Annotated in this window: 18 protein-coding genes; 5 read left to right on the top strand and 13 right to left on the bottom strand. The window is 70.7% G+C overall.

Features of this window, described 5'->3' with window-relative positions:
• Positions 1 to 118 precede the first annotated feature (118 nt).
• From H9L17_RS08815 to H9L17_RS08755, 13 genes are all read right to left on the bottom strand, one after another.
• Positions 119 to 331, bottom strand: a complete 213-nt coding sequence (locus tag H9L17_RS08815) for a hypothetical protein (RefSeq protein WP_187569103.1) — start codon at positions 329 to 331, stop codon at positions 119 to 121.
• Between the two features lie 29 nt (positions 332 to 360).
• A complete protein-coding gene (locus H9L17_RS08810; protein WP_187569102.1) occupies positions 361 to 960 on the bottom strand; it encodes a YbhB/YbcL family Raf kinase inhibitor-like protein in 600 nt (199 codons plus the stop codon).
• A gap of 61 nt (positions 961 to 1,021) precedes the next feature.
• Positions 1,022 to 2,011 carry a YheT family hydrolase gene (locus H9L17_RS08805; protein ID WP_187571915.1) on the bottom strand — a complete coding sequence of 330 codons (990 nt, stop codon included), beginning with the start codon at positions 2,009 to 2,011 and terminating at the stop codon, positions 1,022 to 1,024.
• Between the two features lie 2 nt (positions 2,012 to 2,013).
• Positions 2,014 to 2,751 carry a lysophospholipid acyltransferase family protein gene (locus tag H9L17_RS08800; protein WP_187569101.1) on the bottom strand — a complete coding sequence of 246 codons (738 nt, stop codon included), beginning with the start codon at positions 2,749 to 2,751 and terminating at the stop codon, positions 2,014 to 2,016.
• A gap of 73 nt (positions 2,752 to 2,824) precedes the next feature.
• Positions 2,825 to 3,196: a hotdog fold thioesterase gene (locus H9L17_RS08795; RefSeq protein WP_187571914.1), complete on the bottom strand. Its 372-nt coding sequence runs from the start codon at positions 3,194 to 3,196 to the stop codon at positions 2,825 to 2,827.
• Between the two features lie 82 nt (positions 3,197 to 3,278).
• Positions 3,279 to 3,887, bottom strand: a complete 609-nt coding sequence (locus tag H9L17_RS08790) for a YkvA family protein (protein WP_187569100.1) — start codon at positions 3,885 to 3,887, stop codon at positions 3,279 to 3,281.
• Between the two features lie 96 nt (positions 3,888 to 3,983).
• Complete coding sequence (locus H9L17_RS08785) at positions 3,984 to 5,936, bottom strand: phospholipase D family protein (protein WP_187569099.1); 1,953 nt, start codon at positions 5,934 to 5,936, stop codon at positions 3,984 to 3,986.
• A gap of 19 nt (positions 5,937 to 5,955) precedes the next feature.
• The gene (locus H9L17_RS08780) at positions 5,956 to 6,429 is read right to left on the bottom strand and encodes a SixA phosphatase family protein (RefSeq protein ID WP_187569098.1); all 474 of its coding nucleotides are present in this window, start codon (positions 6,427 to 6,429) and stop codon (positions 5,956 to 5,958) included.
• 52 nt (positions 6,430 to 6,481) lie between these two features.
• Positions 6,482 to 9,418 (bottom strand): ATP-binding protein, encoded by a 2,937-nt coding sequence (locus H9L17_RS08775; RefSeq protein WP_187569097.1) that lies wholly within the window; start codon positions 9,416 to 9,418, stop codon positions 6,482 to 6,484.
• Positions 9,419 to 9,463: 45 nt separating this feature from the next.
• Positions 9,464 to 10,660: an EAL domain-containing response regulator gene (locus H9L17_RS08770; RefSeq protein WP_187569096.1), complete on the bottom strand. Its 1,197-nt coding sequence runs from the start codon at positions 10,658 to 10,660 to the stop codon at positions 9,464 to 9,466.
• Positions 10,661 to 10,892: 232 nt separating this feature from the next.
• A complete protein-coding gene (locus tag H9L17_RS08765) occupies positions 10,893 to 13,196 on the bottom strand; it encodes a beta-N-acetylhexosaminidase (RefSeq protein ID WP_187569095.1) in 2,304 nt (767 codons plus the stop codon).
• A gap of 100 nt (positions 13,197 to 13,296) precedes the next feature.
• Positions 13,297 to 16,017: a TonB-dependent receptor gene (locus H9L17_RS08760; RefSeq protein ID WP_187569094.1), complete on the bottom strand. Its 2,721-nt coding sequence runs from the start codon at positions 16,015 to 16,017 to the stop codon at positions 13,297 to 13,299.
• Between the two features lie 64 nt (positions 16,018 to 16,081).
• The gene (locus H9L17_RS08755; protein ID WP_343044048.1) at positions 16,082 to 17,188 is read right to left on the bottom strand and encodes a glucokinase; all 1,107 of its coding nucleotides are present in this window, start codon (positions 17,186 to 17,188) and stop codon (positions 16,082 to 16,084) included.
• 316 nt (positions 17,189 to 17,504) lie between these two features.
• Here H9L17_RS08755 and H9L17_RS08750 point away from each other — a divergent pair, with 316 nt between their 5' ends.
• From H9L17_RS08750 to nagA, 5 genes are all read left to right on the top strand, one after another.
• Positions 17,505 to 18,773: a sugar MFS transporter gene (locus tag H9L17_RS08750; protein WP_187569093.1), complete on the top strand. Its 1,269-nt coding sequence runs from the start codon at positions 17,505 to 17,507 to the stop codon at positions 18,771 to 18,773.
• 20 nt (positions 18,774 to 18,793) lie between these two features.
• Positions 18,794 to 19,825: a LacI family DNA-binding transcriptional regulator gene (locus H9L17_RS08745; protein WP_187569092.1), complete on the top strand. Its 1,032-nt coding sequence runs from the start codon at positions 18,794 to 18,796 to the stop codon at positions 19,823 to 19,825.
• 393 nt (positions 19,826 to 20,218) lie between these two features.
• A complete protein-coding gene (locus tag H9L17_RS08740; RefSeq protein ID WP_187569091.1) occupies positions 20,219 to 20,959 on the top strand; it encodes a GntR family transcriptional regulator in 741 nt (246 codons plus the stop codon).
• A gap of 33 nt (positions 20,960 to 20,992) precedes the next feature.
• On the top strand, positions 20,993 to 22,027 hold the full coding sequence (locus tag H9L17_RS08735; protein WP_187569090.1) for an SIS domain-containing protein: 1,035 nt from the start codon (positions 20,993 to 20,995) through the stop codon (positions 22,025 to 22,027).
• A 180-nt stretch (positions 22,028 to 22,207) separates the two neighbouring features.
• The gene (gene nagA / locus H9L17_RS08730; protein WP_187569089.1) at positions 22,208 to 23,338 is read left to right on the top strand and encodes an N-acetylglucosamine-6-phosphate deacetylase; all 1,131 of its coding nucleotides are present in this window, start codon (positions 22,208 to 22,210) and stop codon (positions 23,336 to 23,338) included.
• The last annotated feature ends 188 nt before the right edge of the window (positions 23,339 to 23,526 follow it).

Below are 23,526 nucleotides of genomic sequence, written 5' to 3'. Positions count from 1 at the left end.
GCGGATGCCCGGCTCCTGAGATAGCTATCGCAAAGCGGCGACGAATCCCGACATGCCCAACCGCCGCATTCCGCAAACCGACACGGCGCGCATCGCCGGATGCGCACGTGCGTCCGGATCAGGCCGCGCCGCCGAAGAGGTGGAACAACAGGACGGCGAGGGATGCGAGCCAGGACACGCCGATGTAGAACCTGAGCTGCTCGGCGGTCAGCATGGCGGCGAACCAGCCGAACAGGAACCAGGACTTCCAGCCTTCCAGCACCTCGGCGCCGTCCATGAAGACCGCCCAGCCGCAGAACGCGGTGTAGAGGGCGAAGACCAGCAGTTCCATCCTGCGTCCTTCGGTCCGGGCGGGAAGCGTCAGCCGTTGAGGCTGTAGGTGCCGTAGATCGCCGCTTCGCCCAGCACGTGGCCCTGCATCGCGCGCAGCGCGTCGGCGGCGGTGAACGCCTGCGGCAGCGCCAGCGACGCCACGTCCAGCGCGAACAGGCGGAAGAAGTAGCGGTGCGTGCGCAGGTCGTGCGGCGGCGGATACGGGCCGTCGTAGCCGAAGTACTGCCCGCCCATGCCGGCGTCGCCGGCGAACCAGCCGGTGTAGTCGTTGAGGCCGCGCGCGCCGCCGGCATCGCGGCCCGCGGGCTTGCCCTTCGCGGTCAGGCCGTCGCTGCAGCTGCCGGCGGCAATCTCGCGGACGTCGGCGGGAATGTCGGCCACCGCCCAGTGCACGAAGTCGCCGCGCGGATGCGCCACCGGGATCGGCGTGGTCGCGTCGGCCACCAGCGCGCCGTCGGTGGGCGCGTCGGTGTCGATGCACAGCAGCACGAACGAGCGCGTCCCGGCCGGCGCCTCGTCCCAGGCCAGGTGCGGATTGCGGTTGCCGCCGAAGCCGCCCTTCGCGCCGAGCGCGAACTCGGCGGGGAGCGGCTGGCGGTGTTCGAAGCTGTCGCTGTGGAGGCGCATGCGGGTTCCTCGCTGCAAGAAGTCGTCTCGATTCTACGGCGCGGCGCGGCGCACGTCGGCGCTACGGAAGCAGCGCCGACGCCAGCCGCCCGGCCACCCAGCGTTCGGCGTAGCCGTCCAGCGAGGCGCTCTCGATGAAGCCGCAGTGGCCGCCGTGCGCCGCCAGTTCCAGCGCGACGTTCGGATAGCCGGCGATGCGCTGGAATTCGTCGGCCGGGATCACCGGATCGTCCTGCGCCATCAGCACGTCGGCCGGCACCTGCAACGCGCGCAGGCGGTCGCGGGCGATGGAATAGCCTTCGAAGTACGCGTCGAGGTCGGGAAAGCCGGTGTTGTGCGCCACCATCCACGCAGTCAGCGCGCGCATGCGCAGCCGCAGCACGTCGTCGCCGAAGCCGTGCGCCTGCGGGAACAGCGCCCGCTTGCGCGCCAGCGAGCGCCGCCATTTGTGCTCGAAGTAGCGCATGTAGATCGCCGGGCCGGTTTCCATCGCGTCCATCGTCCGCGCCGGGTCGAGCAGCGGGCAGACCGCCGCCACCCGCATCAGCGGCAGGCCGGCTTCCGGCGCGCGCAAGGCCAGCCGCAGCGCGAAGTTGCCGCCCAGCGAAAAGCCGGCGGCGGCCATCGGCAAACCGGGCCAGCGGCGGGCGATTTCGCCGGCCGCGCCCACCACCTCGTCCAGCCGATTGGAATGGAACAGGCCTTCGTTGAGGTGGTGGCTGCCGCCGTGGTCGCGGAAGTCGAGGCGAAACACCGCGAAGCCCGCGCTCAGCAGGCGCGCGGCGGTCAGCCGCATGTAGCTGGATTCGGCGCTGCCTTCCCAGCCGTGCAGCAGCAGCGCCAGCGCGCGCGGTTCGACGCCGTCAGGCAGGCTGGCGATGCCCTGCAGGCGCACGCCCTCGCCCGCATCCAGCACCAGCGCTTCGTGGATGGCCGGCGCCTGCCGCAGGCGCGCCCGTGCGCGCAGGCCGCGCAGCGGGCTCGACGCGAGCACGGACTGCAGGTGCGGGCTGCGCAGCCAGCCCGGCGGATCGAAGGCGGACGCCGCCAGGCTCACGCCGTCGCCATCGCCCGTTCGACGCGTTCGCGCGCGGTTTGGGCGATGCCGCGCCGTCCCTCGTGTTCGCCCGGCAGGATCGGCTGCAGGAAGCAGACCCGCACCGGCCGCGCCGGCTCGCCGAGCAGGCGCACCAGGTTGGCGACGAAGCTCTCGCGCGGGGCGAACGCGACGATCGCCTGCGCCTCGCAGCGCGCGCCGTAGCACAGCGCCACCGGCTGCACCGGCGCGTTCGCGTCCACCGCGGCGGTGAAGATGCGCGCGTGGAAGGCGCCGAGTTCGCGGCCGTTGCGGGTGCCGCCTTCCGGGAACGCCGCCACCGCGCGGCCGGCGCGCAGGCGCTGCGTCATTTCGGCCATCACCAGCCCCAGCGAATCGCCGTTGCCGCGCTGCAGGAAGATGGTCTCCGCCTGCGCCACGATCCAGCCCAGCACCGGCCAGCCGCGGATTTCCGACTTGGCGATGAAGCCCATCATGTGCTGCGAGTGCAGCGCCATGATGTCGATCCAGCTGACGTGGTTGGCGACGAACATCGTGCCGCCCGGCAGCGGCGTGCCCTCGCGGCGCAGGCGCATGCCGAACACCCGCAGCAGCCCGCCCGACCACCAGCGCACCGCCGCGTGCGACAGCGCGCCGCCGTTGCCGACGGCGATCAGCAGCAGGGTGACCGGCAGGTGGATGAGCGCGTGCCAGGCCAGCATCGGCACGCGGTAGAGATAGCGGAACGCACGCATGGAATCGACGGTGGGGAGCGTCGTGGCGAAGCCGATAGTGTAAAGGCGCGCGCGGCAAGCCGCGCCGACGGAATCAGCCGCCGGACGCGGGCGGCTGCGGCAGCACCGCCAGGGTGATGCGGCTGATGCAGACCGGCTGGCCGGCCTCGTCGGCGATGTGGATCTCCCACACCTGGGTGCTGCGGCCGATGTGGATCGGCCGGGTGGTGCCGGTGACCGTGCCGCTGCGCACCGCGCGCAGGTGGTTGGCGTTGATCTCCAGCCCGACCACCGCGTTGCCGCCGGCCACCAGCGCGCCGGCGCTGCTGCCGAGGGTTTCGGCCAGCGCCACCGAGGCGCCGCCGTGCAGCAGGCCATAGGGCTGGTGGGTGCGCGCGTCCACCGGCATGGTGGCGCGCAGATAGCCCTCGCCCAGCTCGGTGAAGACGATGCCGAGCGACTCCATCAGCGTGCCCCTGGAGCGCGCGTTCAGCGCCTCCAGGGTCGCGCCTTCCGGCCAGGCGAAGTCGCGGGCGGCCAAGCGCGGATCAGCGGACGGTGAACACGCCCGGGCGCCAGGCGCGGACGTAGGAGCTGCGGCCGTAACCGCTGCTGCGGCCGTAGCCGATGCCGAAGTCGCGCTCGCGGCGGGCGTGCATGCGCTCCACCAGCTCCTCGCGGCGGCTGTCCAGCCAGTCGGTGCGGCCCAGCGTGGCCGGCTCGACGCCGCGGCGCGAGGCTTCGCGGGCGCGGTAGTCGCAGAAGTCGTCGTAGGCGTCCAGCTCGTGCGCCAGCTCGCGGCCCGACAGCTCGATCATCACCGCGTCGTCCAGGAAGCCCAGCACCTGCACGTTGTCCGGGATGATGTCGTTCGGGTCGGCGAAGTAGGCCAGCGCCGACAGCACCCGCTCGCGGTCCTCGGCGGGCATCGCCCAGGCGGTGTCGCGCACCATCGCGATCATGTCGTCCAGGCGCAGCAGGCGCTCGCGGATGAAGTCCGGCAGCGTGGCCTTCTGCGCGTCGTCCAGCAGGGCGACCGCCGCGTTGACGATCTCTTCGGCGCTCTTGCCCTCGACCGCCTTGCGCGAGCGCTCCGCTGCCGCCTGGAAATGGGCCAGATCGTGGTCGTTGAGCTCGAAGTTCAGGGTGATCGACATGGGGGCCCCGGCAGGCTTGGGAAAAGTGAGCTTGGCAGACTAGGGTGCGGGCGCGGGCGCGTCAATTGCCGTCGGTCACACCGAAGGCGACGCCGCTCACAGGATCGGCGAGAGCCCGGAGCCGAACGCGGTGAACGCGCGCACGCCCAGCCACTTCAGGCCGATGTCCACTTCCGGGAAGTCGCCCACCGGCCGGTTGCAGCGGCGGAATTCCGGCGCGAACGGCGACGGCGGTTCCACCGTCGGCGGGCAGCCCGGGCCCGGCGCGTAGTCGTAGCTGGTGGCGTACTTGTACGGCCACAGGTCGAAGATCGGCATGCGTTCGGACAGCTTGGCCAGGTTGTACTCGACCCCGGACAGGATCGGCGCGTCGTCGCGGCGGCCGATCGTCCAGGCGTTGGCCGGCGCCATGTCGCGGCGGATGCTGGCGGCCAGCGCGTGGGCGAAGCCGGGGTCGTCGATCACCACCGCGCTCTCGGTGTTGAGGGTGTCGCCGCGCGGATCGAAGTTGTGGGTGCCGACCACGCCGATGCGGCCGTCGATCACCATCGACTTGGCGTGCAGGCCCATGCGCAGGCCGGCGCGCTTGAGCCGCACCGGCATGCCGCCGGACGAGGCGAACGGCGACGGCCGCCCGGCCTCGCTGTCGGGTTCGCTGCGCAGGCCGCGCTCGGCCAACCGGCGCTCGCGCAGAGTGGCGGGCCGCGCCGCCGAGGCCGAGGCCGCCGCCGGATCGGCATCGTCCAGGCCCAGGTCGGCGCCGGTGGCGCCCAGCTCGAACGGCGCGTCGGCGGGAAACGGCTTGAACTCGTGGATCTCGAAGCCGTAGTCGCGCAGGTAGCGGCGCTTGTACTTGTACGACAGCGCGTAGGCGATGAAGGCGTCGGTGGAGGCCAGGCTGTTGGTGGACACCAGCACGCGCGGCGGTTCCGGCCGCTGGTGCAGGTCGCGGAACAGCGCCTGCGCCGGCTTCGACAGCACGAGGTAGGGCGTCTGCAACAGGATTTCCCCGTCGGCGCCGGCGATCAGCTCGCGCAGGCCGGCGCTGGTGCCGCCCTGCATGGTCGGGCCGGCGGCCTCGCGCCGGTGCTTGAGCGGCAGGTCGGCGATGAAGCGCACGCCCTGCACCGGCTCGGCCGGCTCGACGAAGCGCGCGCGCAGCACCGCGTCGTCGGCCACCTCGGCCAGCAGCGCGCGCACCCGGCCGGGCTTGTGGAAGGCGTGGTGCGGCGCAGGCGGCGGGCCGTGCGCGCGCAGGTAGCGGGCGACGTCGCCCAGCTGTTCGGCCGGCACGCTGCGCTTCGAATCCCAGAACGCCTGGAAGTTCGCCACCATCTCGCCCACCACCGGGCCGGCCAGCAGCAGGTCGCGGTCGCGGAAATTGAAGTCGGCGCCCCAGTCGTAATAGTCGTCCTGGTAGTTCCGGCCGCCGACGATGCCGACCTCGCCGTCCACCACCAGCAGCTTGTTGTGCATGCGCCGGTTGAGCTGGCGCCAGCAGCAGGCCGCCGCCACCGCGTACATCGGCAGCGACAGGCGGGCGCGGTCCAGCACCGGGTTGTAGACGCGCAGCTCCAGGTTGGCGTGCAGCGCCGACAGCGCGGCCAGCGTCTCCACCTTGCGCAGCGCGGCCAGCTGATCGACCAGGATGCGCACCTTCACGCCGCGGAAGGCGGCGGCCTGCAATTCGTCCAGCACCAGCTGGGCGGCGTCGTCCTCGTCGAAGATGTAGGTCTGCAGCTCGATGCTGCGCTTCGCCGCGCGGATCAGGTGGATGCGGGCGAGCAGCGCGTCCGGGGCGTCGTCGAGGATCAGCGCGCGGTGCTTCGGGGCTTCCGGCGTGGAGGCGGCCAGGGCGTCGCGCGCCATCGCCAGCAGCGGCGAGGGCAGCGCGCAGGCGTCGTCGCGCGCGCAGTCCACCTGGGTGCTGCGCGCGGCAACGGCTATTCCGGCGGCGGCGCTGCGCTGCTGCGGCGACAGGCTGGCGCAGCCGGCCAGCAGCAGGGCGAGCAGCCCCGCCAGCGAGCGGCGGGGGGAACGCGGGCTCATCGTCGTGGCGGGGCCCGTCTCACGGCCACCAGAAGCGCGACAGCCGCGCCGCGCCCGGCTCGATGGCGGCGTCCGGCGCGAACTCCAGCACCGCGATGCCGCCCGGCGGCATGCCGCGGTAGTCGCCGGACTGGCCGCTGTGCAGCAGCGCGGCCAGCTGCTCCAGGCCGGGGTTGTGGCCGACCAGCAGCAGGCGGCGGGCGTCGGCGTGGGTGTCGGCCAGCGCGATCAGGGTGCCGGGACTGGCCTCGTAGATCGCTTCCTCCTCGCGCACGTCGGCGCAGCCGGTGTCGCCCAGCGCGGCCAGGGTCTGGCGGGTGCGCAGCGCGGGCGAACACAGCACGCGGTCGGGCGCCAGGCCGTGCTCGCGCAGCCAGTCGCCGGCGGCCTGCGCTTCGGCCTGCCCGATCGGAGACAGCGGGCGGGCGCGGTCGTCCTGGCCGGGCGCGGACGATTCGGCGTGGGCATGGCGGAGCAGGATCAGTTGGCGCATGGGGCGACCTTTCCGTTGTCGTTCGCGATGTCCGCAGGGTACACGCAGGCGGTCAGGCCGGGTATCGGTCGGCGACGTGCACCTGCAGCCGCGCGTGCGCGGCGTGCAGCGCCTCCGCCAGCGCCGGCACGTGCGCGCGGTCGCCGCCGCGCAGCGCCGCCTCCAGCGCCGCCGCGGCCGCCGCCAGTTCCTGCGCGCCGACCAGCCGCGCCGCGCCCTTCAGGCGGTGCGCCTGGCTGATCAGCGTGGCCAGGTCGTCGGTGCCGCGCAGCCGCTCCAGCTCGCGCATGTCGTCGTCGGTGCAATGGAGGTAGTCCTCCAGCAGCGGGCGGATGTCCGCCGGCTTGCCGCCCACCAGTTCGAGCAGCACCGCATCCGACAGGATCTCCTCCGCATCGGATCGAGGCCGGGACGGGGCTTGCGCCTGCGGCGCCGGCGCGCGCGCCTCCACCCGCGCGTTGTTCTCGCTCTGGATGCCGGCGCGTTCCTCCGCCGACAGCTCGCCGCCGGCCGTGTGCGGCAGCCAGCGCTGCAGGCAGACGCCGAGGCTGGCGATGCCGACCGGCTTGGCGAGGTAGTCGTCCATGCCGGCGCCCAGGCAGCGCTCCGCCTCGCCCTTCAGCGCCGAGGCGGTCAGCGCCACGATCGGCGTGCGCGGCAGACCGCGCTGCGCTTCCTCCTCGCGGATCGTGCGCGCCAGCTGGTAGCCGTCCATGCGCGGCATGTGCACGTCGCTGAGCAGCAGCGCGTAGCGCCCGCTGCGCCAGCGCTCCAGCCCGTCCAGCCCGTCCTCGGCGGTTTCCGAGGCGTAGCCGGCCAGCGCCAGCTGGCGCTGGATCACCTGGCGGTTGGTGACGTGGTCGTCCACCAGCAGGACCAGGCTGCGGTCGCGCACCGCGTCCTCCACCGACGGCAGCGGGCGCGGCGCGAAGCCCGGCGCCGCCTTGCCCGGCAGGGTCAGGTCCGGCAGTTCGTCCGCCGGCGCGCGGTGCAGGCGTACCTTCAGCCGCATGGCGGTGCCCTTGCCGGGCGCGGATTCCATCTCGATGGCGCCGCCCATCAGCTCGGCGATGCGGCGGCTGATCGCAAGGCCGAGCCCGGTGCCGCCGAACCGGCGGGTGGTGTCCGCCTCGGCCTGCGAGAACGGCTGGAACAGCCGCGCCTGCGCCTGCGCGCTGATGCCGATGCCGGTGTCGGTGACGCTCAGCACCAGCGCATCGGCGCCGAGCGCGCCGTCGCCCGGATCAAAGCGTTCCAGCGCCACCGCCGCGGTCACGCCGCCGTGCTCGGTGAACTTGATCGCGTTCGACAGGAAATTGCCCATCACCTGGCGCAGCCGCACCGGGTCGACGTAGTGCGCGGGCGCCACCCGCGGATCGATCGTGCAGTCCAGCACCAGCCCCTTGCTCGACGCCGAGCCGGAGAAGTTGGCGGCGACGCTGCGCACCAGCTCGGGCAGCGAGGTCGGCACCGGCTCGATCTCCATCTTGCCGGCCTCGATCTTCGAGAAGTCGAGGATGTCGCCGATGATCCGCAGCAGCGTCTCCGCCGAGGCCTGGACGACGCCCAGCGAACGCCGCTGCTCGGCGTCGAGGCGGGTGTGGCCGAGGATCTCGATCATCCCGGTGACGCCGATCATCGGGGTGCGGATCTCGTGGCTCATCGCTGCCAGGAACGCGCTCTTGGCGTGGCTGGCGTCGCGCGCGCGCGCCTCGCTGTCGCGCAGCGCGCGTTCCAGCCGCTTCTGCATGGTCAGGTCGGTGGCCACCGCCAGCAGGCCGATCATGGTGCCGGTGTCGTCGCGCATCGCCGACAGCGCCAGCAGCACCGGCAGGGTGCGCCCGCGCTGGTGGCGCAGCGCGAACTCGCGCGGCGGCTCGCGGTGCCGGGCCAGCTCGCGCAGCACCGTCCAGTCGGCCGGCAGGGTGTAGCCGTAGGCTTCGCTGAGCGAGCGCGCCAGCGCGCCCAGCGCTTCCGGGTCGAGGATCGCGTCGAGCTTCTCCCGCCCCAGCAGCGAACCCGCCGGCCAGCCCAGCAGCTTCTCCGCGAACGGGTTGACCTGCGAGAACACGCCGTCCTCGTCCACCGCGAAGATCGCGGTCTGCGCCGCCTCCAGCAGCAGCCGCTGGAACTGCTCGCGGCGCTCCAGCGCCACCCGCACGCGCTCGTTGCGCGACAGCTGCTCGGTCAGCTGGCCTTCGATCCTGCGCACGTGGTCGCGCATGCTCAGGAAGCTGTCCATCACCTCGCCCAGCTCGCCGCGCGGGATGTAGTGCGGCTGCGCGGTGTAGTCGCCCTGGGTCATCCTGCGCGCGAGCCGGGTCAGGCTCTCCACGCCGCGGTAGCCGTTGCGCAGGATGCGCCGGCCGAACAGCGCCACCAGCACGAAGCACAGCAGCGACAGCGCGAAGCGCGTGCGGCTCATCCACTTGCCGCTGGCGATCTCCTCCCGCACCAGCGCGTCGGCGCGGTACTGGCCGCGCTCGGCGACCGCCAGCAGGCGCTCCGCCAGCGGGTCGGTGGCCGGGTACAGCTCGCGGTCGGCGAACCGGCCCAGCGCCAGGATGTCGCGCTGGCGCAGGATCCGGCGCAGCGTCGCGGCGGCCTCGTCGGCGCGCGGGCGCGCTTCCAGCGCCTGTTCCAGCAGCGCCTCGTCCTCGCCTTCGTAGCGGTGGACCTCCACCTGCTTCCATTCGGCCGCGGCTTCGGCCTGGGTGCGGTCCAGCGTCGCCAGCGCCTCATCCCAGTCGACCAGGTAGTTGCGGGTGCGGAAAGTGTTGTCGACGACGCCGCGCCGGTAGGCCTCGGACAGGCGGCGGAAGCGGCGGATGCCGGCCTCCATGTCGTCGCGCATCGTGACCATCAGCTGGCGCGAGCGGTACTGGTCGATCTCGTCCAGCACCAGCACCAGCAGGCCGGTCAGCAGGAACAGGCCGAACAGGCCCAGCAGCTGCTGGCGCATGCCGAGCCGGGACAGGTCCAGGCGCATGCGCTCAGCGCGGCTCCGGGCGATGCCGACGGCGCGCCGTCACGGTCACAGCACCGGCCGGCGCCAGCGCGCCACCGCGGCCTGCAGTTCGCTGCCCGGCACCGGCCGCCCGATCAGCCAGCCCTGGGCGATGTCGCAGCCCAGCTCGGCCAGCAGCTGCCAGTCCTCGGACGTCTCCACGCCTTCCGCCACCGTGGTCAGGCGCAGCTTGCGCGCCAGATCCAGGCTGGCCTCCACCATCGCCCGCTTGCGCGGCTGCGAATGCGAGGAGAATACGAAGTCCTTGTCGATCTTGAGCTCGGTGAACGGCACCTGCGCCAGCTGCGCCAGCGAGGAATAGCCGGTGCCGAAATCGTCGATCGACAGGCCGAAGCCCTTCAGCCGCAGCCGCGCCAGCAGACCCAGCCCGCGCGCGGCGTCGGCCATCACCGAGCTTTCGGTGATCTCCAGCACCACGTCCTCCGGCTTGATGCCGTGGCTTTCCACGATGGCCTGGTAGCGATCGGCCGCCGACGGATCGGCCAGCGACAATGGCGAGACGTTGACCGACAGCTTCAGCCGGATGCCGTCCATGCGCCAGCGCTGCAGCCAGCGGCAGCCCTCGTCCAGCATGTGGTCGGTGAGCGCGTTGGCGCGGCCCTCGCGCTCCAGCAGCGGCACGAACAGCGCCGGCCGCACCACGCTGCCGTCGCTGCGCTCCCAGCGCGCCAGCGCTTCCACGCCCACCGCCTTGCCGTTGCCGAACTCCACCTGCGGCTGGAACCACGGCACGATCTCGCCCTTGTCCATCGCCTCCAGCAGCGCCGGCACGCTGAAATCGGCCTCGCCCTCGTCGAGCGGCTCGCCGGCGTGTTCGCCCAGCCGCCCCAGCACGCCTTCCAGCTTGTCGCGGGTCAGCGGCTTCTCCACGCTGCCCAGCACGCGCAGCCCGTAGGCGCGGGCCATCGTCTGCACGGTGTTGAGCAGGGCCGGATCGAGCGCGCTGACCACCACCACCGCGCGCGCCAACCGCTCCTGCGCGATCTGGCCGATGCATTCGATGCCGTCCATGCCGGGCATGTCCAGATCGACCAGCACCACGTCCGGCGGCGCCGGCTGGCCGCGCAGCACGTCCAGCGCGTGCAGCCCGTCGGCGCCTTCGAGGGTGCGCTCGACGCCGAGCTCGGCCAGCAGGCGCAGCGCGATGCGGCGCTGGAAGCCGTGATCCTCGACCACCATCACCAGCAGTTCCGACCAGCTCATGCCATCTCCCCAAGACGCATGCGGCGAACGCCAAGCCTACCGCATGCGGCGGGCGGTGGAGGGTTGCTTCTTCTTTAGGTCGCGGTGAGGAATGGTGAGCGGCGCATCGGGCGCCGTGAGCCGAGCCCTCTCCGGAGAGAGGACTCGGCGAAGCGATGGCATCCGGATTCCGTTGACGTTGCCGAACCCGCGTCCAGCCTTCGCGGGCACCTTCTCCCGGAAGGAGGACGCGTTACTTCGGCTGCAGCGTGACGCGATCCAGCACCCACATCGCCGGACGGGTGTCGCCGGTGAACCACAGGCAGAGGTCGGCATCGGCCGGCGCGTCGTGCAGCGGCGCGCGCAAGGTGACGAAGCCGTCGGCGTTGGGCTTCTCCGGCATCGGCAGCGTGGCCAGCAGCGGGCCGTCGCAGCCGGCGTGCAGTTCCAGTTCGCCGTGGGCGGTCTTCGCCGGCTTGAAGGTGCGGTGCGGTTCGTCGTGGGCGAGCTGGAAGAAATACGGGATGCGCCCGGCGCGCACTTCGATCGCGCCGATGCCGGCCAGCGGCGCGCGCTTCCACGTCCAGCACGGATTGAAGATGTCGACGTTGAAGATCGCGCGGTCGCCGAGGCGCGGGCCGTCGTCCTCCAGCCGCAGCATCAGCTGATCGGTGCACATCGCCAGCTCCTCGTCGCTGCGGGTCAGCAGCGAGGCGGCGCTGAACGTGCGCGTCGCCGGCGCGCCCAGCGGCCGGTCATCGAAGAACGTCTGCACCGTCAGCGTGGCCGGCAGCGGCAGCGCCAGCGACGCGAAGTACAGCGGCGAAGCCGCGGTGGGCGCACTGCCGTCGGTGGTGTAGCGCAGCGCGTAGCCCAGCGGCTGCTGCACCGCCACTTCCGCGCTGCCGTCGGCCAGCGGCGTGCCGGCGTCGATCTGCGGCTGGAACGGCGTGGTCGCCACCGCCAGCCCCTGCGCCTTCCAGCGCGGCAGCATCGCCGGCAAACGCTGCAGGAAGCCGGCGTAGTCGCGCTCCGCCTTCGGCGACCACGCCACTTCCGCCAGCGCGGCGATGCGCGGGAAATACGCGTGCTGCACGCGCGCGAAGTTGCGCATGTGCTCGGTCCACACGTTCGCCTGCACGCCGAGGATGTGTTTCGCCTGCTGCGCGTCCAGCGCCTTCGGCACCGGCTCGAAGCCGTAGACCTGATGCAATTCGATGGTGGCGGGCCGGCCCGGCGGTTCGTCCGGCGAATGGGTCTGCAGGTAGTCGAGGTAGAGCACGTCGGACGGCGCCATCACCACGTCGTGGCCCTTCTTCGCGGCGTCGATGCCGCCCTCGATGCCGCGCCACGACATCACCGTGGCCGACGGCGGCAGTTCGCCCATCAGGATTTCGTCCCAGCCCAGCAGGCGCTTGCCGTGCGCGGCCAGCGCGCGCTCCAGCCGCGCGACCATCCACGCCTGCAGGCCTTCCTCGCCGTCCACGCCCAGCTCGCGGATGCGCGCCTGCATCTTCGGCGACGCCTTCCACTGGTCCTTCACCGCCTCGTCGCCGCCGATGTGGACGAACTTGCCCGGGAACAGCTTCGCCACCTGCGTCAGCACGTCTTCGAGGAAGCGCATCGTCGTCTCGTCGGCGTTGAACAGGTTGACGTTGACGCCCCATTCGTTGGACACCGCGACCGGCTCACCGGACACGCCCAATTGCGGATACGCGGCGATGGCGGCGGTGGCGTGGCCGGGAATGTCCACCTCCGGCACGACGTCGATGTGGCGCTCGGCGGCGTAGGCCACCACCTCGCGGATCTGCGCCTCGGTGTAGAAGCCGCAGTACGGCGCCGGCTTGCCGGTGGCGGCGTCGATGCCGCCGTCGCCGGCGGGCAGGCGGCAACTGCCCACCGTGGTCAGCTTCGGCCAGCCCGGCACCGGGAAGCGCCAGCCCTGGTCGTCGGTCAGGTGCCAGTGGAAGACGTCGAGCTTGAGCTGCGCCATCGCGTCGAGCAGGCGCTTGATCTCGTCCACCGACTGGAAATGCCGCGCCGAGTCCAGCATGAAGCCGCGCCAGCCGAAGCGCGGCGCGTCGTCGATGTGCAGCGCCGGCAGGCGCACGCTTGCGCCACCGGCATCGCCCGAGGTGAGCAGCTGCGCCAGCGTCACCGCGCCGTAATACAGGCCCTTGGCGTCGCCGGCGTACACGCGCACGCCGCGTTCGTCGATGTCGATGCTGTAGGCGTCCGGTGCGGACCATTTGCGCGTGGCGTCGAGCGCGAATTCGATGTTGTTGCCGCGGCTGCCGTCCTTCGCCAGGTCCAGCATCAGCGGCAGGCGCTCGCCTAGCATCGCCTTGAACTGCGCGCCGACATGGCGCAGCGCCGGCCCGTCGGCGGCGCGCACCGGCGTGTCCGCGGTGACCGTGAAGCCGCCCGGCTTGCGCACCATGTGCGCGGGCAGCGGCACCAGCTTCGGGACGACGACGGCATCGTCCGCCCGCGCGCCCGGCGCGGCGAGCAGGGCAAGGCAGAGGGCGGCGGGCAGGAAGGCGGTGCGTGGCTTCATCTCGGGCTCCTTGTGCGACGCGCGGATTCTCGCATCGCGGAAAAAAAGCGGGGCCCGGAAAGGGCCCCGAGGGGAGGGTTACGCCAGTGAAACGGAGTGCTCAGAACTTGAAGCGGAAGTTGAGGTAGTACTGACGGCCGTTGCTGTAGAACGCCGTCGGGATGGTGGGGCTCTGGTAGTAGTAGAGCGACGGGTTGTTGAGGTTCATGGCGTCCAGGCTGATGTTCAGCCAATCGGTGGCCTTGTAGTTCAGCGACGCCGAGACCGAGCCGTAGTCAGCCTGATAGAACGGGTTCGCACCCGACAGGCCGATCAGGAAGGCCGAGCGATAGGTGTAGCTGACACGCGCACCGAACCGGTCGTTTTCGAACCACACGCCCAGGTTGTAGGTGTTCTTCGACGTGCCAACCAGGCTGTCGCTGCCGTCGGCCCACTGGAAGCCGTTCACCTTGCCGTCGGCATAGGTGTAGTTGGCATCCAGGCCCACGTTGTCGCCCAGCGGCTGCTGGTAGGCAAGCTCGAAGCCGCGCACGTCGCCGCTGACATTGATCGGAACCGACACGTGATAGGTGCGCAGCCCCTGCGCCTGCTCGCTGAACATTTCGCGATCGACCACGCCGAACGCCACGTAATCCTTCAGGTGCATGCTGTACACGCTGGCGGACAGCAGGCCGCGCGGCATGAAGTACCACTCGTAGGACGCGTCGAAGTTGGTGGACATCACCGGCTTCAGGTTCGGATTGCCGCCGCCGCCGGTCAGGTTCAGGTCCGAACCCCAGCTGGAAGCGCCCAACGCGGAATAATCCGGCAGCGTCATCGTCTGCGACGCCGCCAGGCGGAAGACCTTGTCATCGGCCAACTCGTACTTGAAGTTGGCGCTGGGCAACACTTTGTTGTACGTGTTGCGGTAGGTCATGATCTTCCAGCCGCCCCACACCGGGCAGCCCCAGCCACAGACCGGCCCCGGCCCCTGGGCGAACAGACTGCTGACGTCGGCATTGGCGATGTCGGACACCGACTGGTAGGTCAGGATGTCCTGCTTGATGTTGACGTAGCGCAGACCGACGTTGCCGCTCCAGCTGTCGCCGGTGAAGTTGGCCTGGAGGTAGGCCGCCAGGTTCTTTTCCTCCACGTGCCAGTCGGCGCCCCAGTTGTGGCGGCCGTTCTTGCTGTCGTCGTCGGACAGCCACGTGGAGTTGTTGACGATGGCGTCCTTCAACGCGTCCGGCGTGAAGTACCAGAGGTCGCGCGGGAAATCGCCGCCGATGCCGCTGGCGAAACCGCCCGGATACGGCGCGGTGGCGCCGCTCTGCAGTGCGGCCCAGATGTTGCCCGGGCTGGCGCCTTCGGGCGAGATGGAGTCGCGCTTGTGATTGGTCCAGTGGGCGCCGAAGTTGATCGAATTCACCGCGCCATCGAAATAACGGGTGAAGTCGAGGCTGGCCCAATGCTCCTTGTCCAGGGCGATCACTTGCTGGTTGCCCCAGGTGCCGAAGCTGGTGACGCCGGCGGGCGTGATGTCGCCGCCCACGCTCCAGTCGAGCGGCGCGCTGTTGCCATGGCTGGTCCAGCTGGCGCCACCGCCGTTGGCCAGCGTCACTTCGGCGATGAACTGGCGGTCGGTCGAGCCTTCGCCCTTGGTCGTGCCGGCCTGGAACTTGGCGCTCAGGTTGTCGCTGATCTGCCAGTCGGCGTCGAAGGTGATGTAGCGGGTCTTGGCGTTGGCCTCGCGGGAAATCATGTCGTACACGGCGTAGTCGGTGCCCGCCACGCCGGTGTACGTGGCGTCGGTCAGCACGCCGTTCTTGACCACGTAGCCGGCGTCGGGCGCCTGGCTCCTGGCGAAGCTGCTGCCCCACAGCATGAAGTTGCGGTTGTAGTTGTTGGCCTTCATGTCCGAGCTGAAGCCCTCCAACCCGAGGGTCAGGTTGTCGGTGGGCTTGAACTGCAGCGAAACCAGGCCGCCCTTGCGGTCGCGCACCTGCTCGAACAGGGTGGAACCCAGCAGGCCCGGTGCCCACACGCCGACCAGGTCGGGATTGGTGGCGGCCACCGGATCGCTGGCGCCGATCTGGAAGAAGCCGCCCGGGATTTCCTGCGCCTGGCGGCTCAGGTGGCGCTTCTGCTTGAACGCCTGCACCATCACGCCGAAGGTGCCTTCGTCGTTGCGGTAGTTGAACAGGCCCGACAGCTGCGGATCGGTCGCATCGGCATTGTCGGAACGCACCGCACCGATCGACGCTTCGCCGGTGATCTTGTCGGCGAACTCCAGCGGCCTGCGGGTCTTGATGTTGACGGAACCGACCGTGCCGCCTTCCATCACCTTGGCCTGCGAGGTCTTGCTGACTTCCACCGAACTGACCAGCTCGGACGGCAGTAGCGTGTAGCTGACGCTGCGGCCCACGGTATTGCCCTGGCTGAGCACGAACCAGTCGGCGCTGCCGACGCTGTGGCCGTTGATCAGGGTCTGGGTGAGGCTGGGGCTGGTGCCGCGCAGGCTGACGCGGTCGGCTTCGTCGAAGCCGCCCTCGTCGGCGGAGGACGAGCTGATGTTCACGCCGGGCAGGCGTTGCAGGGTGTCGGCGACGTTGTGCGCCGGCAGCTTGCCGACGTCTTCGGCGGTCACCACTTCCACATGCGCGCTGGCATCGCGCTTCACATCCAGCGATTTCTCCTGCGAGCCGCGGATGCCGGTGACCACCACTTTGTCTAGATCCTTGGCCTCCTGCGCCGCAGGCTTCTGATCCTGCGCGTGGACGGTGCCGGCCATGCCAAGCACGGCCACGATACTGAGTGTCAATACGTTCTTGCGGACTTGCATTGCTGGTTCTCCAGGGCTGTTGTGGCGTCGGGTCCCGCTCTCCATCGGGCCTTCCGCTGTTGGGTCATGGTGCTGCGGCGGCCTGGCTCTGCTTGTGCGCGGCCTTTTCCCGGTGTCGACGCTCCTGCTGGTGCTGCAGGTACCAGCTCGCCGCACCGAGGACGCCGAGCCTTTCGTTTTCCACAAGCCGCACCGGCACCCGCTCCAGCACGGCGCGCATCGCGCCCTTGCCGACCAGGCGCGCGCGGAATTCGCTGCGCGGCAGGAAGTCGGCGATCTGCGGCACGATCCCGCCGGCCACATAGACGCAGTGGGCGCTGGCGGTCATGGCGAGGTCGCCGATCACGCTGCCCAGCAGCGCGCAGAAGGTGAGCACCGCTTCCAGCGCGACCGCCTCGCCCATGCGCGCGGCCTGGCTGATCGCCGCCGGCGCGTCCAGCCGCGGGGTCACGCCGCGCAGCTCGCACAGCGCTTCGTACAGGTTCACCAGACCGGGGCCGGACAGCAGCTGTTCGGTGCAGACGTGGGCGTGGCCGCGCCGGCGCAGCCAGCGCAGGATTTCGATCTCGCGCTCGTCGCCGGGCGCGAACGCGGCCATGCCGGCCTCGGTGGGCAGCACCACCACACCGTCCGCCCGCGGGATGCAGATCGCCGCGCCCAGCCCGGTGCCGGGGCCGATCACCAGGGTCGGGCCGGGTTCGGCCGTCGCCACGTCCGGGGTCAGCAGGCGCGATTCGCTGGCGGCCAGCCGGCCGGTGCCGTGCGCGGCGGCGGCGAAGTCGTTGACCACGTGCAGTTCGCGCAGGTGCAGGTCGCGGCGCAGTTCGGCCAGCGAGATCCGCCACGGCAGGTTGGAATTGATGACCTCGTCGTCCAGCAGCACGCCGGCGCTGGCGATGACCATGCAGTCGATGCCTTCGCGGGCCGGGTGATCGGCGACGAACTCGGCCAGGATCGCGCCCAGCCCCGGATAGTCGGCGCAGGGATAGCGGCGCCACGACAGCACTTGGATGGCGCCGTCGGCATCGGTGCGCACCAGCGAGATGCGGGCGTTGGTGCCGCCGACGTCGGCGGCGATGAAGCAGTCGCCGGCGACGGGCGCGGCCATCCGCACGACGTGCGCTTCCGCCGCCGCTGCCGTTCCGTTCGCGATGCCGATCGCCTCGCCCATGCCTGTCTTCCCCCAGTGCAGGGGGCCGACTCTGCACAACGGATGACATCGTTGTCAACAACTTGACCCGAAATTTTCACGAGTCTGCGGCAAGACCGTCCGGATCGCCCCATTCATGTTGCAAGGCAGCACTGGCGCGGGTCTCCGCATACGCCGGCGTAGGTCATATCGGCCGCCGTTCGTCGCGATTCCGATGGATCTCGGCGGTCTGTTTGACATCGTTGCACCTTCGCTTGTCCTGTGCGTCAATCGGCCGTCCGATCCGTTTCATCGAGCTGCTATCGTCCGTCCGCTTACCACCGGAGTCCCGACCGCCATGTCCACGCCGTCCACCGCCGCAGCACCGCGCACCCACTACGGCGCGATCGCCATCGTCGGCGCGCTGTTCTTCATCTTCGGTTTCGTCACCTGGCTCAACGGCCCGCTGATCCAGTTCGCCAAGCTGGCCTTCAACGTCAGCGACAGCCTCGCGTTCCTGATTCCGTTCGCGTTCTACATTTCCTACTTCTGCCTGGCGCTGCCGTCCTCGGCGATCCTGCGCAGGACCGGCATGAAGAAGGGCATGGCGCTGGGCCTGTTCGCGATGGCGGTGGGCGCGGTGGTGTTCGGCCAGTACACCACCGGTCGCGTGTACGCGGGCGCGGTGACCGGCATCTTCATCATCGGCGCCGGCCTTGCGATCCTGCAGACCGCGTCGAATCCCTACATCAGCATCCTCGGCCCGATCGAAGGCGCGGCGCAGCGCATCGCGGTGATGGGCATCTGCAACAAGCTGGCCGGCATGCTGGCGCCGCTCGTGATCGGCTCGCTGGTGATGCACGGCATGGGCGATCTGAGCGCGCAGGTGGAAGCCGCCGATTTCGCCACCCGCGAGCAGCTGCTCAACGAATTCGCCGCGCGCATCCACGACCCGTACATGCTGATGGCCGGCCTGCTGGCGCTGCTGGCGGTCGGCATCCTGTTCTCGCCGCTGCCGGAGCTGCGCCCGGAGGAAGCCAACCGCGAGGCCGGCGGCGACGGCGGCCGCACCAGCATCCTGCACTACCCGCACGTGTGGCTGGGCGCGCTGTGCATCTTCGTGTACGTGGGCGTGGAGGTGATGGCCGGCGACGCCATCGGCACCTACGGCGCGGGCTTCGGGCTGCCGCTGGACCAGACCAAGTTCTTCACCTCGTTCACCCTCGGCGCGATGCTGCTCGGCTACCTGGCCGGGCTGGTGCTGATCCCGCGCGTCGTCTCGCAGGAGCGCTGGCTGGCGGTGTCGGCGGTGCTGGGCGTGGCGTTCACGGTCGGCGCGTTCGCCACCCAGGGCATCGTGTCGGTGGCGTTCGTCGCGGCGCTGGGCTTCGCCAACGCGATGATGTGGCCGGCGATCTTCCCGCTGGCGATCCAGGGCCTGGGCCGCTTCACCGAGCAGGGCTCGGCGCTGCTGATCATGGGCATTTCCGGCGGCGCGATCATCCCGCAGCTGTTCGTGCACCTGAAGGAATCGCTCGACTTCCAGCTAGTGTTCCTGCTGCTGATGGTCCCCTGCTACCTTTACATCCTCTATTTCGCCGCGCGCGGCCACCGCGCCGGCCGCTGACCGCCTCCGCGAGACCATCCGTGCGCAAGCCCACCATCAAGGACGTCGCCGCCCGCGCGGAGGTGTCGCTGAAGACCGTCTCGCGGGTCATCAACGACGAGGCGGGCGTGCACGCGCGCACCCGCGAGCAGGTGCGCAAGGCGATCGCGGAGCTCGGCTACCGGCCGGACCCGTCCGCGCGCAGCCTGCGCAGCGCGCAGTCGTACGCGATCGGACTGCTGTACGACAACCCGAACCCGTACTATGTCATCGCGATGCAGAACGGCGTGCTGTCGGTCTGCCGCGAGACCGGCTACGGCTTGCAGATCCACCCCTGCGACGCGTCCTCGCCGGGGCTGGCCGACGAGATCGTGCAGCTGGTGCGCAACGCGCGGCTGGCCGGCATCGTGCTGGCGCCGCCGATGTCGGAGCAGCAGCCGCTGGTGGACGCGCTGGTCGCGGCCGGGGTGAAGCTGGTGCGGATCGTGTCGGCGTCCAGCGATCCGCAGGACGGCAGCCCCTGCGTCTACGTGGACGACCGCGACGCCGCCTACGCGATCACCGGCCACCTGATCCAGCTCGGCCACCAGCGCATCGGCTTCCTGTGGGGCGGCAAGTCGCACGGCTCCTCGTGGAGCCGCCACCAGGGCTATGCCGACGCGCTGCGCGACTACGGCATCGCCGCCGATCCCGAGCTGGTGGTGGAAGGCGACTATTCCTTCGACGACGGCTTCCGCGGCGCGCGCCGGCTGCTGGCCTTGAGCGATCCGCCCACCGCAATCTTCGGCAGCAACGACGAAATCGCCGCCGGCGTGCTGGCGGCGGCGCGCTCCAGCGGCCTCAACGTGCCCTACGACCTGTCGATCGCCGGCTTCGAGGACAGCCCGTTCTCCAAGCAGAGCTGGCCGGCGCTGACCACCGCCAAGCAGGCCACCGAGGACATCGGCCGGCTGGCCGCGCGCCGCCTGCTGGCGGAAATCCGCGAGCAGCCGGAAGCGCCGCTGGCGAACGCCGGGATCAGCCCGGAGCTGGTGGTGCGCGGCTCGACCGCGCCGCCGCGGCCGAAGCGCTAGGACGCCCCGAGCAACGCGCTCCTGATCGTCATTCCCGCGAAAGCGGGGATCCATGGACGTTAAGCCCTTGAAAGTAAAGTCCATGGTTTGGACAGACAGTCGTCTGTCATAAGCGGCTCACTTTCGCGGGGATGACGGCAATTGGTGGCCTCTCCTCGCTCCATCGCGCGGCCGAAGCCCCGCGAAGCCGACTCCCCCTGGTTCCCGCATGGCGCCGATCAGGCGCGCGCCGGGAAACAGCGCCAAGTGAGCGCCGATCAGCGCCGACACCGCACATCGATCCCGGCTTGTTGCCGGCAGCCATGGCAATACCAATCAGGCGGTCGAAGAGACCAATCGACCAAAATTCGCCCGGATGGTTGGATTTTGGTATCTGATTGGTATTATCCAATCATGGACGACTATCTCGCCGCCGAGTTCCGCCGCCAGTCCGCGGCGCAGCGCGCGCCCGCCTACCAGCACCTGCGCCGCGCGCTGCAGCACGCCATTGAGCAGGGCGCGCTGGCGCCCGGCCAGGCGCTGCCGCCGGAGCGCGAGCTGGGCAAGCAGCTCGCGCTGTCGCGGGTCACCGTGCGCAAGGCCATCGCCGGGCTGGTCGAGGACGGCCTGCTGCTGCAGCGGCAGGGCTCGGGCACCTTCGTCGCCGAGCGCATCGTCAAGTCGTTCTCGCAGCTGACCAGCTTCAGCGACGACCTGCGCGCGCGCGGCCTGGACCCGAAGTCGGTGGTGCTGGACAGCGGCAGCGGCGCGGCCACGCCGGAAGAGGCGATGGCGCTGGGCCTCTCCCCCGGCGCGCAGGTGGCGCGCTTCTACCGCCTGCGCACCGCCGCCGGCCAGCCGCTGGCGCTGGAACGCAGCAGCGTGCCGCTGGCCCTGCTGCCCGACGCCGAACTGCTGCGCGGCTCGCTGTACGCCACCCTGGCCGCGCGCGGCATCCGCCCGGTGCGCGCGCTGCAACGCCTGCGCGCGATCGCCTTCGACGCCGAACAGGCGCGCCTGCTCGGCCTGCCGGAAGGCGGCCCCGGCCTGTACATCGAGCGCCGCGCCTTCCTCGCCGACGGCGCCGTGGTCGAGTTCACCCGCTCCTGCTACCGCGGCGACGCCTACGACTTCGTCGCCGAACTGCACGCTTGACTCACTTCCCTCCGCCCCCCACCGGACACCGACATGCCCGCCCCCGACAGCACCTGGATGCATACCGAAGCCGCCGAAGCGGCCAACGCCGTCGCCCGCCAGTTCGCCGCCAACGCAGCCACCATCGACGCGCTGGTGGAACGCCTGCGCGCGCAGCCGCCGCGCTTCATCGTCACCTGCGCGCGCGGCAGCTCCGACCACGCCGCCACCTATGGCAAGTACCTGTTCGAAACCACGCTCGGGCTGGTGACCGCCTCCGCCTCGCCCTCGGTGGGCTCGGTGTACGCGGTGCAGCCGAAACTGGACGGCGCGCTGTTCGTCGCCATCTCGCAGTCCGGCAAGAGTCCCGATCTGCTGCGCAATGCCGAGATCGCCAAGGCGGGCGGCGCGCACGTGGTGGCGCTGGTGAACGTTGCCGACTCGCCATTGGCGCGACTGGCCGACACCGTGCTGCCGCTGCACGCCGGCCCGGAGAACAGCGTGGCCGCGACCAAGAGCTACCTGTGCTCGCTGGCCGCGCTGCTCCAGCTCACCGCGCGCTGGAGCGGCGACGCCAAGCTGCTAGCCGCCGTCGACGCGCTGCCGGACGCGATGCGCCAGGCGTGGGCGCAGGACTGGTCGCCGCTGGTGTCCGGCCTGCGGCTGGCCGATCACCTGTTCGTGCTCGGCCGCGGGCTGGGCCTGGGCGCGGCGCAGGAAGCGGCGCTGAAGTTCAAGGAAACCTGCGGCCTGCACGCGGAGGCGTTCTCGTCCGCCGAGGTGAAGCACGGGCCGATGGCGATCGTCGGCCCGGACTTCCCGGTGCTGGCCTTCGCCCAGGACGACGACACCGGCGCCGGCACCGCAGCGGTGGCCGACGAGTTCCGCGCGCGCGGCGCGCCGGTCTGGCTGGCGCGGCCCGGCGAAGCCGGCCCCGGCGTGCTGCCGCTGCCGGCCTCGCCGCATCCGGCGGCCACGCCCATCCTCACCGTGCAGGCGTTCTACGCGGTGGCGAATGCGCTGTCGGTGGCGCGCGGCTACGATCCGGACGTGCCGCCGCATCTGAACAAGGTGACGGAGACGGTGTGATCCATTCTTCTCCCCTACGCCGCATGAGAAGGAGGGGCGATGCTGTGCTCCTCCCCTTTCACCGCAGGTGAAGGGGGAGGTTGGGAGGGGGTTGGTTTTTGATTCCTTCCGAACAGCACCCCTCCCCAACCCTCCCCTTCGCTGCGCGAAAGGGAGGGAGACCCGCAGGAGCACCACCGCATGACCACCCGCATCTTCCACAACGGCCACGTCCTCACCGAGCGCGGCTTCGAGCGCGACGCCTGCGTGGTGGTCGAGGACGGCCACATCGTCGCGGTGCTGCACGGCGACGCGCCCACCGGCGCGGACCGCGTCGACCTGCAGGGCGGCTGGCTGGCGCCCGGCTTCATCGACGTGCAGGTCAACGGCGGCGGCGGCGTGCTGTTCAACAACGACACCAGCGTCGACGCCATCGACGCCATCGGCCGCGGCCATCGCCGGTTCGGCACCACCGGCTTCCTGCCGACGCTGATCAGCGACGACGCCAAGGTGATGCGCCGCGCCATTGCCGCCACCCGCGATGCCATCGCGCAGAAGGTTCCCGGCGTGCTCGGCATCCATCTGGAAGGCCCGTACATCGCGCCCGCGCGCAAAGGCACCCACGACGCCGGCAAGTTCCGCGTGCCGGACGCCGACGAGATCGCGATGGCGACTTCGCTGGACAACGGCGTCACCCTCATCACCCTTGCGCCGGAACGCGTGCCGGCATCGACCATCCGCGCGATGGTCGAGCGCGGCGCGATTGTGTGCGCCGGCCATACCGCCGCCAGTTTCGATGAAACCCGCGCCGGCCTCGACGCCGGCATCACTGGCTTCACCCACCTCTACAACGCGATGACCCCGCTGCAGGGCCGCGAACCCGGCGTGGTCGGCGCGGCGCTGGACGACGACGCCAGCTGGGTGGGCGTGATCGTCGACGGCGTGCACGTGCACCCGGCCAGCCTGCGGGTGGCGCTGAAGGCCAAGCCGCGCGGCAAGGTGCTGCTGGTCACCGACGCGATGCCGATGGTCGGCGGCGACGATCCCAGCTTCGACCTGTACGGCGAAACCATCACCGCCATCGACGGCGTGGTGCGCAACGCCGCCGGCTCGCTTGCGGGCTCCGCGCTGGACATGGCCAGCGCCGTGCGCAACACGGTGCGCCTGCTCGACCTGCCGCTGGACGAAGCCTGCCGGATGGCGGCGCAATATCCGGCGGAGGTCCTCGGCCTCGGCGGCGAACTGGGCCGCATCGCGCCCGGCTACCGCGCCGACCTGGTGCTGCTGGATGCGGAGATGCACGTGCGCGGGACGTGGGTCGGCGGGCGCTAGCGCCTGCGGTCAAACGGCTGGTTTTTTCGACGCGGATCAACGCGGATAAGCATCCGATCCGGACGCTTTGATCCGCGTCCTTCCGCGTCGATCCGCGTCCGGTGTTTTCGCTCGCAGCGCGCCAAACCGGGCGCCCGGAGGCCCGCTGCTAAAATGCGCGGTCTTTGCCCGGGCGCAGCCGCGCCCCT

Source organism: Thermomonas brevis (assembly GCF_014395425.1).
Lineage (GTDB): Bacteria > Pseudomonadota > Gammaproteobacteria > Xanthomonadales > Xanthomonadaceae > Thermomonas > Thermomonas brevis.
The sequence above is the reverse complement of the archived record's forward strand: the minus strand, read 5'-3'. Positions and strand labels throughout refer to the sequence as shown.

Coding starts and splice junctions, on each gene's coding strand:
- H9L17_RS08765 (WP_187569095.1), bottom strand. CDS start 13,196: ATGAAGCCACGCACCGCCTTCCTGCCCGCCGCCCTCTGCCTTGCCCTG.
- H9L17_RS08810 (WP_187569102.1), bottom strand. CDS start 960: ATGCGCCTCCACAGCGACAGCTTCGAACACCGCCAGCCGCTCCCCGCC.
- H9L17_RS08775 (WP_187569097.1), bottom strand. CDS start 9,418: ATGCGCCTGGACCTGTCCCGGCTCGGCATGCGCCAGCAGCTGCTGGGC.
- nagA (WP_187569089.1), top strand. CDS start 22,208: ATGACCACCCGCATCTTCCACAACGGCCACGTCCTCACCGAGCGCGGC.
- H9L17_RS08815 (WP_187569103.1), bottom strand. CDS start 331: ATGGAACTGCTGGTCTTCGCCCTCTACACCGCGTTCTGCGGCTGGGCG.
- H9L17_RS08760 (WP_187569094.1), bottom strand. CDS start 16,017: ATGCAAGTCCGCAAGAACGTATTGACACTCAGTATCGTGGCCGTGCTT.
- H9L17_RS08735 (WP_187569090.1), top strand. CDS start 20,993: ATGCCCGCCCCCGACAGCACCTGGATGCATACCGAAGCCGCCGAAGCG.
- H9L17_RS08750 (WP_187569093.1), top strand. CDS start 17,505: ATGTCCACGCCGTCCACCGCCGCAGCACCGCGCACCCACTACGGCGCG.
- H9L17_RS08755 (WP_343044048.1), bottom strand. CDS start 17,188: ATGGGCGAGGCGATCGGCATCGCGAACGGAACGGCAGCGGCGGCGGAA.
- H9L17_RS08790 (WP_187569100.1), bottom strand. CDS start 3,887: ATGTCGATCACCCTGAACTTCGAGCTCAACGACCACGATCTGGCCCAT.
- H9L17_RS08740 (WP_187569091.1), top strand. CDS start 20,219: ATGGACGACTATCTCGCCGCCGAGTTCCGCCGCCAGTCCGCGGCGCAG.
- H9L17_RS08780 (WP_187569098.1), bottom strand. CDS start 6,429: ATGCGCCAACTGATCCTGCTCCGCCATGCCCACGCCGAATCGTCCGCG.
- H9L17_RS08800 (WP_187569101.1), bottom strand. CDS start 2,751: ATGCGTGCGTTCCGCTATCTCTACCGCGTGCCGATGCTGGCCTGGCAC.
- H9L17_RS08795 (WP_187571914.1), bottom strand. CDS start 3,196: ATGGAGTCGCTCGGCATCGTCTTCACCGAGCTGGGCGAGGGCTATCTG.
- H9L17_RS08770 (WP_187569096.1), bottom strand. CDS start 10,660: ATGAGCTGGTCGGAACTGCTGGTGATGGTGGTCGAGGATCACGGCTTC.
- H9L17_RS08785 (WP_187569099.1), bottom strand. CDS start 5,936: ATGAGCCCGCGTTCCCCCCGCCGCTCGCTGGCGGGGCTGCTCGCCCTG.